Source organism: Micromonospora sp. CA-246542 (genome assembly GCF_050942905.1).
Lineage (GTDB): Bacteria > Actinomycetota > Actinomycetes > Mycobacteriales > Micromonosporaceae > Micromonospora.
Map to the genome: position 1 here is coordinate 4645138 of NZ_CP192040.1, position 15197 is coordinate 4660334.

Genomic DNA, 15197 nt, shown 5'->3' on the forward strand with positions numbered 1-15197 from the left:
CACCCGGTACGCCCGTCGACGGTGGAGCGAGAGGCCGAAAATGAACACGAGTACCGATCGGAGCGACCCGATCGCGATCGTCGGGATGGCGGCGGTGATGCCCGGCGCCGGCAACCTGGAGAGCTACTGGCGGAATCTGGTCGACGGGGTGGACGCGATCACCGACGTGCCGGCGCACCGGTGGGACGAGGAGTTCTACGACCCGGAGCAGGCCCACCGGCCGGACCGGATGTACTGCCGGCGCGGCGGGTTCGTCGACGAGTTCGCGACCTTCGAGCCGCTGCGGTTCGGCATCATGCCCGCCTCGGTTTCGGAGATCGAACCGGACCAGCTCATCGCTCTGAACGTGGCCGCGGCCGCGATCGACGATGCCGGCGGCGCGGACCGACTGCCCGGCGGCGACCGGGTCGGTGTGATCCTCGGGCGGGGCGGCATCCTCAGTCCGGCTCAGGCCCGCTACGCCCAACGGGTGCGGATGTCGAGCCAGGTCATCCAGGTGCTGCGGGAGCTGATTCCGGAGCTGGACCAGAGCCGGCTCGACCTGGTACGCGAGAAGTTCGACGAGCGGCTCGGCCCGTACCAGCCGGAGGGCACGATCGGTCTGGTGCCGAACCTGGCCGCGTCCCGGGTGGCCAACCGGCTCAACCTGCGCGGTCCGGCGTACACCCTGGACGCGGCCTGTGCCTCGTCGCTGATCGCGATCGACCAGGCGATCACCGAGCTGACCAGCGGACGGTTGGACGCCGTCCTGGCCGGTGGTGTGCACCACGTGCACGACATCAGCTTCTGGTCGGTGTTCAACCAGTTGCGGGCGCTGTCCAGGCGCGGTGAGAGCCGGCCGTTCCACCGGGAGTCCGACGGCCTGCTGATCGGCGAGGGCACGGGTGTCGTCGTACTCAAGCGGTGGTCCGACGCTGTCCGGGACGGCGACCGGGTGTACGCCGTCATCCGGGGCAGCGGGATGTCCAGCGACGGCCGCTCGGCGAGCATGTTCAACCCGGCCTCCTCCGGACAGGTGCTGGCCATCCGGCGGGCCTGGGAAGCGGCGGGGCTGGACCCGACCGCGCCGGACGCGCTGGGGTTGCTGGAGGCGCACGGCACCGGCACACCCACCGGCGACGCGGCCGAACTGGTCTCGGTGGCCGAGGTCTTCGGACCGCACTCTGGCGACGGGCCACGCCCGGTGATCGGATCGGTCAAGTCGATGATCGGGCACACCATGCCGGCCGCCGGCATCGCTGGCCTGATCAAGGCGACGCTCGCGGTGTACCGGGGAGTGCTGCCGCCCACGCTGCACTGCGACGATCCACGCGCGGAGATGGCCGCGACCCGGTTCGCCCCGATCCCCACCGCCCGCCCGTGGGAGAGCGACGGGCCGCGTCGCGCCGGGGTGAACGCCTTCGGCTTCGGCGGCATCAACGCACACGTCATCATCGAGCAGGCGCCCGAGCCCGCCGGTGTACGGCAGCGGCCGACCGGCGGGCAGTTGGCGGTGGGTGGAGCGGGTGTCGGAGGAGGCGCCGCCCCGACCGTGGCCAACTCGACGGTTGCGGTGACCGAGCCGGACCAGGTGCTCTGGCTCGCCGCGCCGGACCCCGCCCGGTTGGCCGGCCTGCTGTCCCGCAGCGACCACGAGGTACGGGCCCTCGGCGTCGAACGGGCCCGGAGCAACCGGCCCGCCACCGGAGCCGAAGCGTGCCGGCTCGGCATCGTCAGCCCGACCGACAAGCTGCTGGCCGTCGCCCGCAAGACGGTGGCCCGCGGTCAGGCCTGGCGGGGCGGACGGGACATCTGGTTCAGCCCGTCACCGCTGCTGGCCTCCGGCACCGGGCGCCTCGCCTTCGTCTTCCCCGGCCTGGAGGCGGAGTTCGCGCCCCGTACCGCGGACATCGCCGCGCACCTCGGACTGCCGGACCGGCAGTGGTCCGCCTCGGACCTGGGCCGGCACGGCGCCGGGCTGATCGAGGTCGGCAAACTCCTCGACAAGGCGCTGCGCCACATCGGCGTGCTACCGGACGCGGTCGCCGGACACAGCATCGGCGAGTGGACCGCCGCGGCGACCAGTGGGCAGATCAGCACGGCGGCGATGGACGAGTTCCTGGAACTGTTCAACGCCGACTCGGTCGAGGTCTCCGGATACGTCTTCGCCGCCGTGGGAGCTGGCGCGGACCGTGTCACCCCGATGCTCGGAGATTTTCCGGGGGTGGTGCTCTCGCACGACAACGCCCCGGCGCAGTCGGTGGTGAACGGGCCCGAGCCCCAGGTGGACCGGCTCGTGGAGGCCCTGCGTACGGAGAACGTGCTGTGTCAGAAGTTGCCGTTCCGGTCGGCCTTCCACACTCCCGTGTTCGTCGACGGCCTACAGTCGATCGGCGCGGCGCTGCGCCAATGGGAGGTGCACCCGACCCGGATACCGGTCTGGTCGGCGACCCTGGCGGCACCGTTCCCCGCTGACGAGGCGCAGGTCAATGCCCTTTTCGTCAGGCACATGATGGAGCCGGTCTGGTTCCGTCAGACCGTCGCGGCCATGTACGACGCCGGAGTACGGGTCTTCCTCCAGGTCGGTGCGGGGCAGCTCGCCTCGCTGATCAGCGACAACCTGCGTGGGCGTGAGCATCTCGCGATGCCGGTCAACGTGAAGCACCGCAGCGGACTGGACCAGCTCCGCCGGGTCGCCACCGCGATCTGGGTGGAGGGCGGCAGCCCGAACCTGACCGCGCTCGATCCACCGTTGGCGAAGGCACCCGCGAAACCGGTACGCCGCGGCCCGTCGATCTCGCTGGATCTCGGTGGCCCACTGGTCCGGCTCGGGGCGGATGCCGCCGGCCTGCTCGGCGTGTCAGCCGGTGGCGGCGCCCAGCCGAGCCACCTGTCGGCGGGTCCGCCGAATTCCGGTGCGGCCGTTCCGGTCGGCGCCTCGCCGGCGGTCGGGGCGGGGCGCCAGCCGGAGCCGGCGCTCGGCGGCACCAACCCGGCGGCGGCGCTTGCCGCCCTGCACAGGCTGACCGGACGGTCCAGCGCCGCCGCGGAACTCGCCGCGCTGTTGCAGGACACGGCTCGGGACGCGGTGAACGTTCTGGACGCGGCCGCCCGACCGGCGCCGCCGGTAGCGCCGCGCCCGGGTGTCGAACGCCCCCCGGTCGCCCCGCCGGCCGAATCCTCCCGAGCCGTCGCGCCCGGTGGCCATGGCAACGGCAACGCGGGCAACGGCGTCGGTTCGGCCAACGGGATCGGCACCGGCAGGGCGGTCAGCGCCAGCGCCAGCAACGGCGACCCGGGTACGGTTCGGCGGATCACGTTGCGGGTCTCCGTCGAGAACATGCCGTACCTGAAAGATCACTGCTTCTTCGTCCAGCCACCGGACTGGCCGAAGATGGAGGACCGCTGGCCGGTGGTGCCGGCCACCACCCTGGTCCAGCACATGGTCGACGCGGCGGAGCAGGCCATGCCGGGCCTGCGGGCGGTGGCCGTACGCGACGCCCGGTTCAACCGTTGGCTGATAGCCGAGCCGGGTCAGGACGTCGAGATCGCGGTGAAGCCGACCGGTGACGGCCTGGTCTCGGTCACCTTCGGCCCGTACGCCCGGTCGACCGTGGAACTCGCCGCGGACTATCCGGCGGACCCGCCCGAGGTGTGGCGGCACGATCCCGCCACCGAGCGGCCGCCACGGATCAGCGCCGAGGAGATGTACGCCGAGCGGCTGATGTTCCACGGCCCCCAGTTCCAGGGCATCACCGCCGTGCACGCCCTCGGTGACATGCACGTACGGGGGGTGGTCAGCGCACCCGTGCCGCCGGGCGCACTGCTGGACAACGCGCTACAGCTGATCGGCAACTGGCTCATCACGACACAGCCGTTCCGTACCGTCGCGTTGCCCGTGGGCCTTCGCCACATCCGCTACTTCGGCCCCCCGCCGGCACCCGGTACGGCCTTCGAGTGTGTCGCCCGGGTGCGCTCGATCGATGACGCGCAACTCGTCGCGGACACCCAACTGGTGGTCGACGACCGGGTGTGGGCACAGATCGAGGGCGCGGTGGACCGGCGCTTCGACAGCCATCCGCAGGCGCGGCCGGCGGAACGGTTCCCCGAGCGGCATCCGATGTCGCTGATCCAACCCGAGGGCTGGACGATGGCCTTCGACTGCTGGACCGACCTGGTCACCCAGGGTATGGCCGCCCGGGGCATCCTGGGCTCGGCCGCGTACGAGGACTACGAGCGGCAGCCCGCCAGATCCCGCAAACAGTGGCTGTTGGGTCGGATCGCGGTGAAGGACGCCGTCCGGTTCCGGCTGTGGGAGGACGGGCACCGCGACATCTACCCCATCGAGCTGACGGTCGGCAACGATCCGGACGGGCGACCCCGGGTGCACGGACGTCCGGGCCGGGACCTGCGCGAGTGCGATGTCTCGCTGGCGCACTGCGCGGAGATCGGCGTCGCGATCGCGAAGCCCCGCGGGCCGGCGTCGCAGCCCGACGTGCCCGGCGTCGGCATCGACGTCGCCGAGATCACCGACCATCCCGAGAGCACCCTGCGCTTCGCCCTGACCGACGGGGAGAGGGCCTTGTTGGACTCGCTCGGCGGCGACGCCGAGGACCGGCGGCGGTGGTTCACCCGGTTCTGGGCCGCCAAGGAGGCCGTCGGCAAGGCGGAGGGCACCGGACTCGACGGCCGCCCGCGCCGGTTCGTCGTGACAAGCGCCACGGACACGGTGCTGACGGTCCACGTCGACGACCGGAGCTACCCGGTCCAGCACCGCGAGGTCGGAAATCCCGAAGACCTACCACCTCGACGGTACGTGGTCGCCTGGACCTGGGGCCCGCGGACCGGGACCGATCAGCCGTGACCGGTATCCACTCCCGACCATTCGAAGGAGTACCTCCCATGGCCGCCTCGCACGCCGACATCCTCGCCGAGCTCACCGGGATCATCCATGCGGTCCTCGGCGACTTCGCCGCCGATGAACCCATCACCATGGACACCACCTTCCGCGACGACCTCGGCATGGAGAGCATCGACGTCGTCTCCCTCGCCGGCCGGCTGCAGGCCCGGTACGGCAACACCGTCAACTTCGCGCACTTCGTCGCCAAACTGGATCTGGAGACCGTGGGCGAGCTGCGGGTCGGGCAACTGGTCGAGCACATCGCACGCTCCCTCGACGCGAGCCCCACCGCCGTCGAGGCGGTCCACTCGTGACGATGATCCGGGCCAACGGGATCGACGTGCACGTCGAACACCTCGAACCACCGGCCGGAGAGCCGGGCGGGGTCGACAACGGCCGGAGTACGGCGCCGGCCACCCTCGTGATGATCCACGGTATGGCCTCCGACAGCCTCGCGAGCTGGTACTTCACCCTCGCCAAACCGTTGGCCGACGCCGGGCTACGGGTGGTGATGTACGACCTGCGGGGGCACGGCCACAGCGAGCGCCCACCCACCGGCTACACCCTCGACGACCTCGTCGACGACCTGTCGGCGATGCTGACCACACTCGACGTCACCGCTCCGGTGCACCTGCTCGGCAACTCGTTCGGCGGCACTATCGCGTTCGCCTACGCGGCCCGCCACCCCGACCGGGTCGCCTCCGTCGCGGCGGTCGAATCCTCGCCGCCGACCCCGGCGTGGATGGCCCGGGTCGCGCGCCGGCTGGGCCGGGCCGCCGACCTCCTGCCCCGACCGGAGGCGCTGGCGCAGATCGTCGCCGGCCGGGGGGCACGGGTGGCCCGCCGGGCCCGGGATACCGGCGAGCTGCTCGTGGCGACCACGCTGGCCCGGGACCTACCGGCGAGTGCCCTGCCCAGTGCCGCGCAGATCAGCGCGATCGACGTACCGGTGCTCTGCGTGTACGGCGCGGACTCCGCGGTCGTCGAGCTGGCACCGGCGGTCGTCCGGCTGCTACCGCAGACGCGGACCGTGGTCCTGCCCGGCGAGAAACACACAGTCCTGGTCGACCGGCCGGAGGCGGTCCGCCGGCTCGTCCTGGCGTGGCTCCGCGAGGAGTGCTCCGTCGAGGTGGCCGAGGTGGCCACCGCCCCGTGACAACCCAACGTGCAGGAGGTCCTCGGATGGACACCCCGGTCACCGGCAGGTCGATCATCATCAGCAACGGCCGGTGCGGCTCGACGCTGCTCTCGGATCTGATCGCGGAGCAGCCCGAGACTCTCTCGGCGCAGGAGTTCTTCATGTCCGTCGCACCCTGGGCGCGCAGTTCCGAGGTGCTGACCGGGGCCGCGTACTGGGCGGTGCTGAGCAGCCCCAAGGCCGAGCTCGCCACTCTCTTCCGGATCGGGTTGCCGCCGAAGGAGGTGCGCTACCCCGCGACCGGGAGGTGGGCCGACCGGATGACCGAGCTGCCGCGGATCCTCGCCATCACCCTGTCGAAGCTGACCCCCGACCCGGACCGCCTCTTCGACCAGCTCGCCGAGCGGGTGCCGGACTTCCCGACGCAGTCGGTCGGCGGCCACCACCGGATGTTCCTCGACCTGCTGGCCGTGATGACCGGCAAGCGGCGCTGGGTCGAGCGTTCCGGCGGTTCCAGCCATGTCGCTCCGTACCTTCTGCGGGCATTTCCCGAGGCGAAGGTGGTGTATCTGACCCGCGACCGGGAGGCGACCGCCCGCTCGATGAGTCGGCACTCGTCGTTCCAGCTGATTCAGCTGCGGGTGGAGTTCCTCGGCCGGTGCGGGCTGGACCCGTTCCGGATCGAGCCCGGCCAGTCGGTGCCCGAGGACCTGGAGCGTTACCTGCCGGACCGGCTGAGCGCCGACCTGCTCCGGGATCGGGGCCAGGACCTGCGCCGCTACCTCGGTCTGAGCGCGTTCCTGACCAGCCAGGCCGAGCAGGCGCTCACCGACCTGCCTCCGCGACACCTGCACCGGATGAGCTACGAGGACCTGGTCGCCGACCCGATCGGGCAGCTCGGCCTGCTGGCCCGGTTCCTGGAGTTCGAGGACTGGGAGGACTGGGCACGGCGGGTCGCCCCACGGGTGGTCAGTCCCGCCCGGTCCCGCGAGGTCGCCGCGGCCTGACCCGCGATCGTGCCCCACCGACCGTCAGGACTCCGTCGAACGAGAGGAACCATTCGTGAAACCACTCCGGATGTCGGGCCGGCGACCGCTCGCCGCGGCCGCCGTACTGGGACTGCTGTACGTCCTCGCGGCGCCGGCGTCAGCCGCCGCCGCGCCGATCGGGGCGGATGCGCCGGGTACGGCCGGACATCAGCCAAAATACGATCGGAAACTGCTCGGGAAGGGCACCCCGGACGAGTGCTTCGCCGGTGTCGGTGTGGCCTATCCACCCGGTCCTCCGTGCGCTACCGGCCAGCCGAAGGTGAACCAGTCCTACCTGTGGGGCATGACCCAGACCGCGCAAAGCCTGTGGTTCGGCACCGGAGCGAACGTCAACTGCATGACCAGCGGGCGCAACCTGCGCAACACGACACCGAACCTGAACGACGACTGGGTGTGCGAGTACGGCGAGAGCCAGATCGCGAAACGTAACCCGACTCTGCCCCCCACCCTGGGCGACCATCGCCCGCCCCGCCTGTACACGTACGACAAACGTTCGGGGCGGTTGACGGAGAAGACCGACGCGGTGAAGAACGCCTCCACCACCGACGCCAACCGGCTGAGCACGACCGCCGGTATCCGGGCCGCCGGCACCCATCAGGGGGTGGCGTTCCTGGGTGGGCCCGCCCTGGGCGAGAGCATCAACCTGTTCGCCTTCGACACCGGCACCGGCGCCTTCCTCGGCTCGGTCAACCTGCCGGCGTACGGCAACATCCGCCACTTCGTGGTGGCCGACGGCGCGCTCTACGCGGGTGTCGGGGTGGGCGCGAACGGCGGCAACCGGGGGCACGTGCTGCGCTGGACCGGCTCCAAGAGCAATCCGTTCAGTTTCGTCGAGGTCGCGAACCTGCCGGCCCAGGCGGCGGATCTCACCGTGCACGACGGGCGGATCTTCGTGACGACCTGGACGGGTTCCGGTGACGACGCCCTGGCAGCCGCCGTGCCCGGCACGACCGACGAGCCGCTGTCCGGGGTCGCCGGGGTGTGGATGAGCCCGAAGCTGTCGCAGGGGGAACGCGGCCTCACGCCGGCCGACGCCGACAACTGGACCCAGGTCTGGTCGGTCGACGGGTACGAGCCCGATCCGGTCGTCGCCCGCACCTACGCCCTGGGTGGGCTCGCCTCCTTCAACGGCTACCTCTACTGGGGCACGATGCACGTGCCGATGAAGGCGACCACCGTGCACATCGCGACCTACCCACCGGCGGACGAGGCCGCGCTGCGGACCACGGTCCGCAGCACGCAGCGGGCCATCAGCATCTTCCGAGGTAAGAGCTTCGGCGACCGTCACCAGCGGGTGGACCTGTTGTACGGCGCATCCCAGTTGCCCGCCTACGACCCGGCGGGCAACGGCGGAGCGGGCCTCTGGGCCGCCGCCTCGACCGGATACACCCCGTTGTACGGGCCGTCGGGCATGGGCAACCCCTACAACAACTACACCTGGAAGATGGCGGTGGCGGGCGGGAAGCTCTACGTGGGCACCATGGACTGGAGCTACATCTCCAAGGACCTGGGCCAGGACACCGCCCGGCTGTTGGGTGTCACCGGCCCCGCCGCGGCCGAGTTCGGCAAGGCCTCGGTATTGGCCGACGACCCTCCACCGGCCCCGGTCTACGGCGGCGACCTGTTCGTCTTCGACTCGACCAGCAGGCCGGCCACGGTGGTGGACAACAGTGGGCTCGGCAACTACCTGAACTACGGGATCCGCAACATGATCGCCGACGGGTCGACCCTCTACCTGGGCATGGCCAATCCGATGAACCTGCGTACGGACCCGGACGATGACGTTCCCGAGGGCGGCTGGGAACTGATCCGACTCAGCGTGCAGCACTGTTAGCCGGTTGGCTCCGCTCGGGCACGGGCGGAGCCATCCCCGCCAAACACAAATCGGTGCAGGTCTTTACAAAACCTGAACATTGACATGTCAGGGTACGATTATGGTGAAAATTGGTGCATATTGGATGCGTCGCGTGGTGCCGTGCGGTCGGCGGCGACACCTGCTCACGGTCCTGTCGCTCGTCGGAGCGCTCACCCTGCTGGCCGGCTGTGGACTGTTCCGGGACGATCCGGAGCGGCACGAGGTGGGACCGGTGTCCACCACCGTGCCCACCGGCTCCTCGACGCACACCCTCGTGGTCGACGGGCAGGAGCGCCGCTACCGCCTCTACCGGCCGACCAACCTCGCCGGGTCGAACCCGGCGCCGCTGGTGGTCATGCTGCACGGCGCGCTCGGCACCGGCACCCAGGCGGAAACCTCCTACGGCTGGAATGCCCAGGCCGACCGGGAGGGCTTTGTCGTGGCCTACCCGGACGGGATGAGCCGCTCCTGGGCGGTCAGCCCGGACTGCTGCGGCCCACCGGCCCGGGACGGCGTGGACGACGTGGCCTTCATCCAGCAAATGGTGGCCACCGTGGCCGACCAGCTTCCGGTGGACCGGACCCGGATCTACGCCACCGGGATCTCCAACGGCGGGATGCTCGCATACCGCCTGGCGTGCGACACGACGCTGTTCGCCGCGATCGGGCCGGTGGCGGCGACCCAACTCGGCCCGTGCCCGTCCCCAGCACCGACCTCCGTGATCCACATTCACGGGATGGCGGACCAGACAGTGCCGTTGAGCGGTGGTCCGGGCAAGCGGGACAACGACGGGACCGGACGCAATCCGGTCAAGATCGATGGCCCGCCCATCCCCGATCTGCTCGGCAATTGGCGTACCACCGACGGATGCCCGGCGCCGGCGACGACCGCCTCGGGCCCGGTCCGGACCTCGGTCGCCACCTGCCCCGGGGGACGGGCGGTCGAGTTGGTCACCGTCGAGGGCGCCGGCCACCAGTGGCCCGGTGCCGCCGGGCCCGGACCGCAGGCGCAACGCCTGCTCGGCCTGGACCCACCCGCGACCGCGCTGGACGCGACCGAGACCATCTGGCGTTTCTTCGACGCACACCCCCGAACCGGCGGCTGACCCGCACCGGCGGCCACTGATCCGACAGCTCACGAGAGGGAGCAGCAGATGCCCAGTAGTGGTGGCAGCCCGGCCGCGGTCGAGGTCGCCGACCTCGTCAAACGCTATCCCGGGAGCACGAACGCAGCCGTGGACGGGCTGTCCTTCACAGTGGCCCCCGGCGAGATCTTCGGGCTGCTCGGACCCAACGGCGCCGGCAAGTCGACCACCATCGGCATCCTCACCACCCGTTTGCGGGCGTCCGGGGGCCGGGCGCTAGTCAACGGGGTCGACGTGGTCGGCGATCCGGTCGCGGCCCGCGCCCAGTTGGCCGTCGTACCCCAGCACAACAATCTGGACCGGTCGCTGACACCACGACAGAACCTGCTGTACCACGCCGCGTACCACGGGGTCGGCCGCGCCGTACGGAACGCGCGGGCCGATGCGCTCCTGGACCGCTTCGGCCTGAAGGATCGGGCGGACAAGCGGATCGAGGCGTACTCGGGCGGCATGGTGCAACGGCTGATGATCGCCCGCGCGCTGATCCACGAACCGGCGGTGCTCTTCCTCGACGAGCCCACCAACGGTCTGGACCCGCAGTCCCGCCGACTCATCTGGAGCCGGATCCGCGAGATGCGCGAGCGGGGTGTGACGGTCGTACTGACCACTCACCAGATGAACGCGGCCGCCGCTCTGGTCGACCGGGTCGGCATCGTCGACCACGGTCGGCTGCTCACCGTGGACACGCCGGGCAACCTGGTCGGAGGGCTCGCCGGACGATCGATCCTCGACCTGACGGTCACCCTGGCCGCGCTCGACGAACCGGACGAGCTGCTGAGTGCGCTTTCCGAGGTCTCCGGCGTACGCAAGGGTGAACGGCTCGCCGACCCGCCGCCGCCCGGCGCCGGGGCCGGGGCCGGCAATCTCCGTTCCATCCTCGGCCGCGGCGGCGGCGCGGCGTTCGGGGCGGGCATGCCCGCCGCATTGACCGCGCTGGCCCGGCAGCGGGCGGTCGCCACGCTCGCCCCCGACCCGGGCGGGCGTAAGCGCGTCCGGATCCGGCTGCATCTCGCCGCCGATCCCGCCACCGTGCTCGGGCCGGCACTCACCGTCCTGACCACACGATCGGCGACCCTCACCGATGTACGCATCGGCGAGCCGAGCCTCGAGGACGTCTTCATCGGACTGACCGGAAGGGACCCACGGTGACCGACCTCGACGCCCCGCCGGTTGCCGCAACGAGCGCCACGGCGGCAGCTGCGCGACCCAGCGCCCGTCGGGCCTTCCTGGCCATTCTGCGCCGGGACCTGTTGGTGACGGCCAAGGAACTCTGGGTCATCCTGGTCCAGGTCGGCCTCACCCCGTTGTTCATGCTCTTCGTCTTCGTCAAGGTGCTCGGCGGGCAGGGCATCGTCGCCCGGAACTTCGCCGACCTGTTCCTGCCCGGCATCGTCGCGCTCGCCGCGCTCACCACCGCGCTGCAGAGCGTCGCGCTGCCACTGGTCAAGGAGTTCGGCTTCACCCGGGAGATCGAGGACCGGCTACTCGCCCCGCTGTCGACGAACCTGGTAGCGGTCGGCAAGCTCGTGGTCGCGATGCTGCGCGGGCTCGTCGCCGCGGCCCTCATCTACCCACTGGGCGCACTGATGGTCGGCTCGGCCCCCTGGCAGCCCGGGCGGTTACCGATGGTCCTGCTGACGATCCTGCTCGGCGGATGGATCGGCGGCGGCATCGGCATGACGCTGGCGATGATCCTGCCCATCCAACGGATCAACATCACGTTCTCGCTGGTCGTGACCCCGATCATCTGGACCGGATGCATCCACTACCCGTGGCCGCGGCTCTCCTCGATGCCATGGTTCCAGACGGTCACCGCCCTCAACCCGATGACCTACGTCTCCGAGGGCGTGCGCGGGGCCATGTTGCCCGGCGTCGCGCACATACCGGCGTGGGTCTGTCTGCTGGTCCTGACCGGGGTGGCCGCAATGGTCACGGTCACCAGCGTCCGAAGTTTCAGTCGGCGTGCCGTCCAGTGAACGGCACGGTCACCGCGTCTATCGGAGGTGTTCGTCGATGAACGTGCTGGAACCCCCCAGCTCAGCGGCCCCCGCGTCGGATGGCGCGTTCGCCGCCTGGTTGGCCGATCGGGCCGGCCGGCTGCTGCTGCAGGTCCGCGCAACGCACGGTCACCACGACCCGGCAGCGTTGAAGCGCGCGGGTGATCGGGCGTCGCACCAACTGCTGCGCGTTGAACTGGCGCGGCACAGAAGCGCCGACGCCGTGCTCTCGGAAGAGGACGACGGCGCCCGGCAGGCCTGGGCAACGGCTACGGCAGGCCCGCTGCCGGAGCGGCTGGGCGCCGACCGGGTGTGGATCGTCGACCCGTTGGATGGGACCCGTGAGTTCTCCGAGCCGGGCCGGACGGACTGGGCGGTGCATGTCGCACTCTGGCAACGGAACGCGCCGACGGAGCACCGGCTCGTGGCGGGCGCCATCGCCCTGCCGGCCCAGCTCCGTACCCTCGGCACCGAGACACCCCCGACCCGGCCACCGACGGTCAGCGGTCGGACCATCCGGTTGGCGGCGAGTCGGAGTCGCCCGCCGGCTTTCTTGACGGGATTGGCGGACGAGGTCGGTGCCGAGTTGGTGCCGATGGGGTCGGCCGGGGCGAAGATCGCCGCGGTGATCACCGGTGAGGTCGACGCGTACGTGCACGCGGGCGGTCAGTACGAGTGGGACTCGGCGGCACCGGTGGCGGTGGCGACGGCCACGGGTCTGCACGCTTCCCGCATCGATGGTTCCGCGTTGAGCTACAACGAGGCTGATCCCCGGCTGCCGGACCTGGTGGTCTGCCGGCCGGAGCTGGCCGCCCCACTCCTCGCCGCGCTGCGGCAACACCTGACCCCGGTGCCGGCACCGGCCACGGCAGCCGGCTGATCCGCGATGACGACAAACGACACGACGCCCGCGGCGGCGTACCGGGTGTCGCACCTGGACGCGATCGAGGCGGAGAGCATCTTCGTCATGCGCGAGGTGGTGGCCGAACTGGAACGCCCGGTCCTGCTCTTCTCCGGCGGCAAGGATTCGATCGTGATGCTCCGGTTGGCCCAGAAGGCGTTCGCGCCAGCCCGGATCCCGTTCCCGGTGATGCACGTCGACACCGGGCACAACTTCGACGAGGTGTTGGAATACCGGAACCAGCGGGTCGCCGAACTCGGCCTGCAGTTGGTGGTGGCGAGCGTACCCGAGGCGTTGGAGGCAGGTCTGGTCCGCGAATCCGCCGACGGGACGCGGAACCGGATCCAGACCCCGGTCCTGTTGGCGGCGGTGGAGAAGTACCGGTTCGACGCGTTGTTCGGCGGGGCGCGGCGGGACGAGGAGAAGGCGCGGGCCAAGGAGCGGATGTTCAGCTTCCGGGACGACTTCGGTCAGTGGGATCCGAAGAACCAGCGGCCGGAGCTGTGGTCGCTGTACAACGGGCGGCATCACCCGGGCGAGTCGATCCGGGTGTTCCCGTTGTCGAACTGGACCGAGCTGGACGTCTGGCACTACATCGCCCAGGAACGGCTGGCGTTGCCGTCGATCTACTACGCCCACGAACGTACGGTGATCGAACGCGACGGAATGCTCTATGCGGTGAACGAGTTCATCGTGCCCCGAGGCTCGGAGGAGCCGTTCAAGGCGCGGGTGCGGTATCGGACCGTCGGCGACGCCTCCTGCACCGCGGCGGTGCTGTCCGAGGCGGACACGGTGGACCTGGTGATCGAGGAGGTCGCGGCGACCCGGATCACCGAGCGGGGGGCGACCCGGGGTGACGACCGGGTGAGTGAGACCGCGATGGAGGACCGCAAGAGGGAAGGCTACTTCTGATGACTACGACCGGGGTCGCGGTGGTCGAGGGCGCAGCGCCCGAGGGCCGGGCGATGGACCTGTTGCGGTTCACGACGGCGGGCAGCGTCGACGACGGCAAGTCGACGCTGATCGGTCGGTTGCTCTACGACACCAAGTCGTTGTTCACGGACCAGTTGGCAGCCGTGGAGGCGGCCAGCGCGGCCAACGGCGACGAGTACACGAATCTGGCGTTGCTGACCGATGGCCTGCGGGCGGAGCGGGAGCAGGGCATCACGATCGACGTGGCGTACCGCTACTTCGCCACGCCCCGGCGCAAGTTCATCGTCGCCGACACCCCGGGGCACATCCAGTACACCCGGAACATGGTCACCGGCGCCTCCACCGCCGACCTGGCGCTGATCCTGGTCGACGCCCGTAAGGGCCTGGTCGAGCAGTCCCGCCGGCACGCGTTCCTCTGCTCGCTGCTGCGGGTGCCCCACCTCGTCCTGTGCGTCAACAAGATGGACCTGGTCGACTGGTCGCAGGAGGTCTACGAGCGGATCGCCGACGAGTTCACCGCGTTCGCGGCGAAGTTGGAGGTGCCGGACCTCGCCGTCGTCCCGGTCTCGGCGTTGCACGGCGACAACATCGTGACCCGCTCGGAGCACACCCCGTGGTACGAGGGCCCGTCACTGCTGCACCACCTGGAGCGGGTGCACATCGCCAGTGACCGCAACCTGGTCGACGTCCGGTTCCCGGTGCAGTACGTGATCTGTCCGCAGTCGACCACGGTCACCGACTACCGGGGCTACGCCGGCCAGGTCGCTTCGGGTGTGCTGAAGCCGGGAGACGAGGTTCTGGTTCTCCCCTCCGGGTTCACCTCCCGGATCGCGGGGATCGAGACCGCGGACGGACCGGTCGCCGAGGCGTACCCGCCGATGTCGGTCACGGTCCGGTTGACCGACGAGATCGACATCTCCCGGGGCGACCTGATCTGCCGGCCCCACAACGGCCCGGCGGTCGCGCAGGACATCGAGGCGATGATCTGCTGGATGGACGAGGCCACCCCGCTGCGTCCCGGCGCGAAGTACGCCATCAAGCACACCACCCGTACCGCCCGGGCCGTGATCCGCGAGCTGCACTACCGACTCGATGTGAACTCGCTGCATCGTGACGAGGCTGCCACCGAACTCGGACTCAACGAAATCGGCCGGGTCCGCATGCGTACGACCATCCCGCTCCTCGCCGACGAATACCGGCGAAACCGCACCACCGGTGGTTTCATCCTGATCGACGAAACCACCAACCGCACCATCGCTGCCGGAATGATCGTCGACACCAATTGACTTACGGCAAGGACC

Annotated in this window: 11 protein-coding genes; all 11 read left to right on the plus strand. The window is 70.5% G+C overall.

Annotated elements, in window-relative coordinates; all coding sequences use genetic code 11:
* Positions 1-40 precede the first annotated feature (40 nt).
* The 11 genes from ACQP0N_RS21580 (at position 41) to ACQP0N_RS21630 (ending at position 15182) form a co-directional block, all read left to right on the plus strand.
* Positions 41-4843 carry a beta-ketoacyl synthase N-terminal-like domain-containing protein gene (locus ACQP0N_RS21580; protein WP_433113600.1) on the plus strand — a complete coding sequence of 1601 codons (4803 nt, stop codon included), beginning with the start codon at positions 41-43 and terminating at the stop codon, positions 4841-4843.
* Positions 4844-4881: 38 nt separating this feature from the next.
* Positions 4882-5193: an acyl carrier protein gene (locus tag ACQP0N_RS21585; RefSeq protein WP_433113602.1), complete on the plus strand. Its 312-nt coding sequence runs from the start codon at positions 4882-4884 to the stop codon at positions 5191-5193.
* A gap of 2 nt (positions 5194-5195) precedes the next feature.
* A complete protein-coding gene (locus ACQP0N_RS21590; RefSeq protein ID WP_433113604.1) occupies positions 5196-6035 on the plus strand; it encodes an alpha/beta fold hydrolase in 840 nt (279 codons plus the stop codon).
* Positions 6036-6061: 26 nt separating this feature from the next.
* Positions 6062-7024 (plus strand): hypothetical protein, encoded by a 963-nt coding sequence (locus tag ACQP0N_RS21595; RefSeq protein WP_433113606.1) that lies wholly within the window; start codon positions 6062-6064, stop codon positions 7022-7024.
* 55 nt (positions 7025-7079) lie between these two features.
* Positions 7080-8900 carry a hypothetical protein gene (locus ACQP0N_RS21600; RefSeq protein WP_433113608.1) on the plus strand — a complete coding sequence of 607 codons (1821 nt, stop codon included), beginning with the start codon at positions 7080-7082 and terminating at the stop codon, positions 8898-8900.
* A gap of 124 nt (positions 8901-9024) precedes the next feature.
* Complete coding sequence (locus tag ACQP0N_RS21605; protein WP_433113610.1) at positions 9025-10026, plus strand: extracellular catalytic domain type 1 short-chain-length polyhydroxyalkanoate depolymerase; 1002 nt, start codon at positions 9025-9027, stop codon at positions 10024-10026.
* 48 nt (positions 10027-10074) lie between these two features.
* Entirely contained in the window at positions 10075-11214 is a 1140-nt protein-coding gene (locus ACQP0N_RS21610) for an ABC transporter ATP-binding protein (RefSeq protein WP_433113612.1), read from the plus strand.
* Positions 11211-12041, plus strand: coding sequence for an ABC transporter permease (locus tag ACQP0N_RS21615; RefSeq protein ID WP_433113614.1), 831 nt, complete (start codon positions 11211-11213; stop codon positions 12039-12041). The genes ACQP0N_RS21610 and ACQP0N_RS21615 overlap by 4 nt, the downstream gene beginning before the upstream one ends.
* A gap of 37 nt (positions 12042-12078) precedes the next feature.
* Positions 12079-12942: a 3'(2'),5'-bisphosphate nucleotidase CysQ gene (locus tag ACQP0N_RS21620; RefSeq protein WP_433113616.1), complete on the plus strand. Its 864-nt coding sequence runs from the start codon at positions 12079-12081 to the stop codon at positions 12940-12942.
* 6 nt (positions 12943-12948) lie between these two features.
* Positions 12949-13875, plus strand: a complete 927-nt coding sequence (gene cysD, locus ACQP0N_RS21625) for a sulfate adenylyltransferase subunit CysD (RefSeq protein WP_433113618.1) — start codon at positions 12949-12951, stop codon at positions 13873-13875.
* Positions 13875-15182 (plus strand): sulfate adenylyltransferase subunit 1, encoded by a 1308-nt coding sequence (locus ACQP0N_RS21630; protein WP_433113620.1) that lies wholly within the window; start codon positions 13875-13877, stop codon positions 15180-15182. Before cysD ends, ACQP0N_RS21630 begins: the two co-directional genes overlap by 1 nt.
* The last annotated feature ends 15 nt before the right edge of the window (positions 15183-15197 follow it).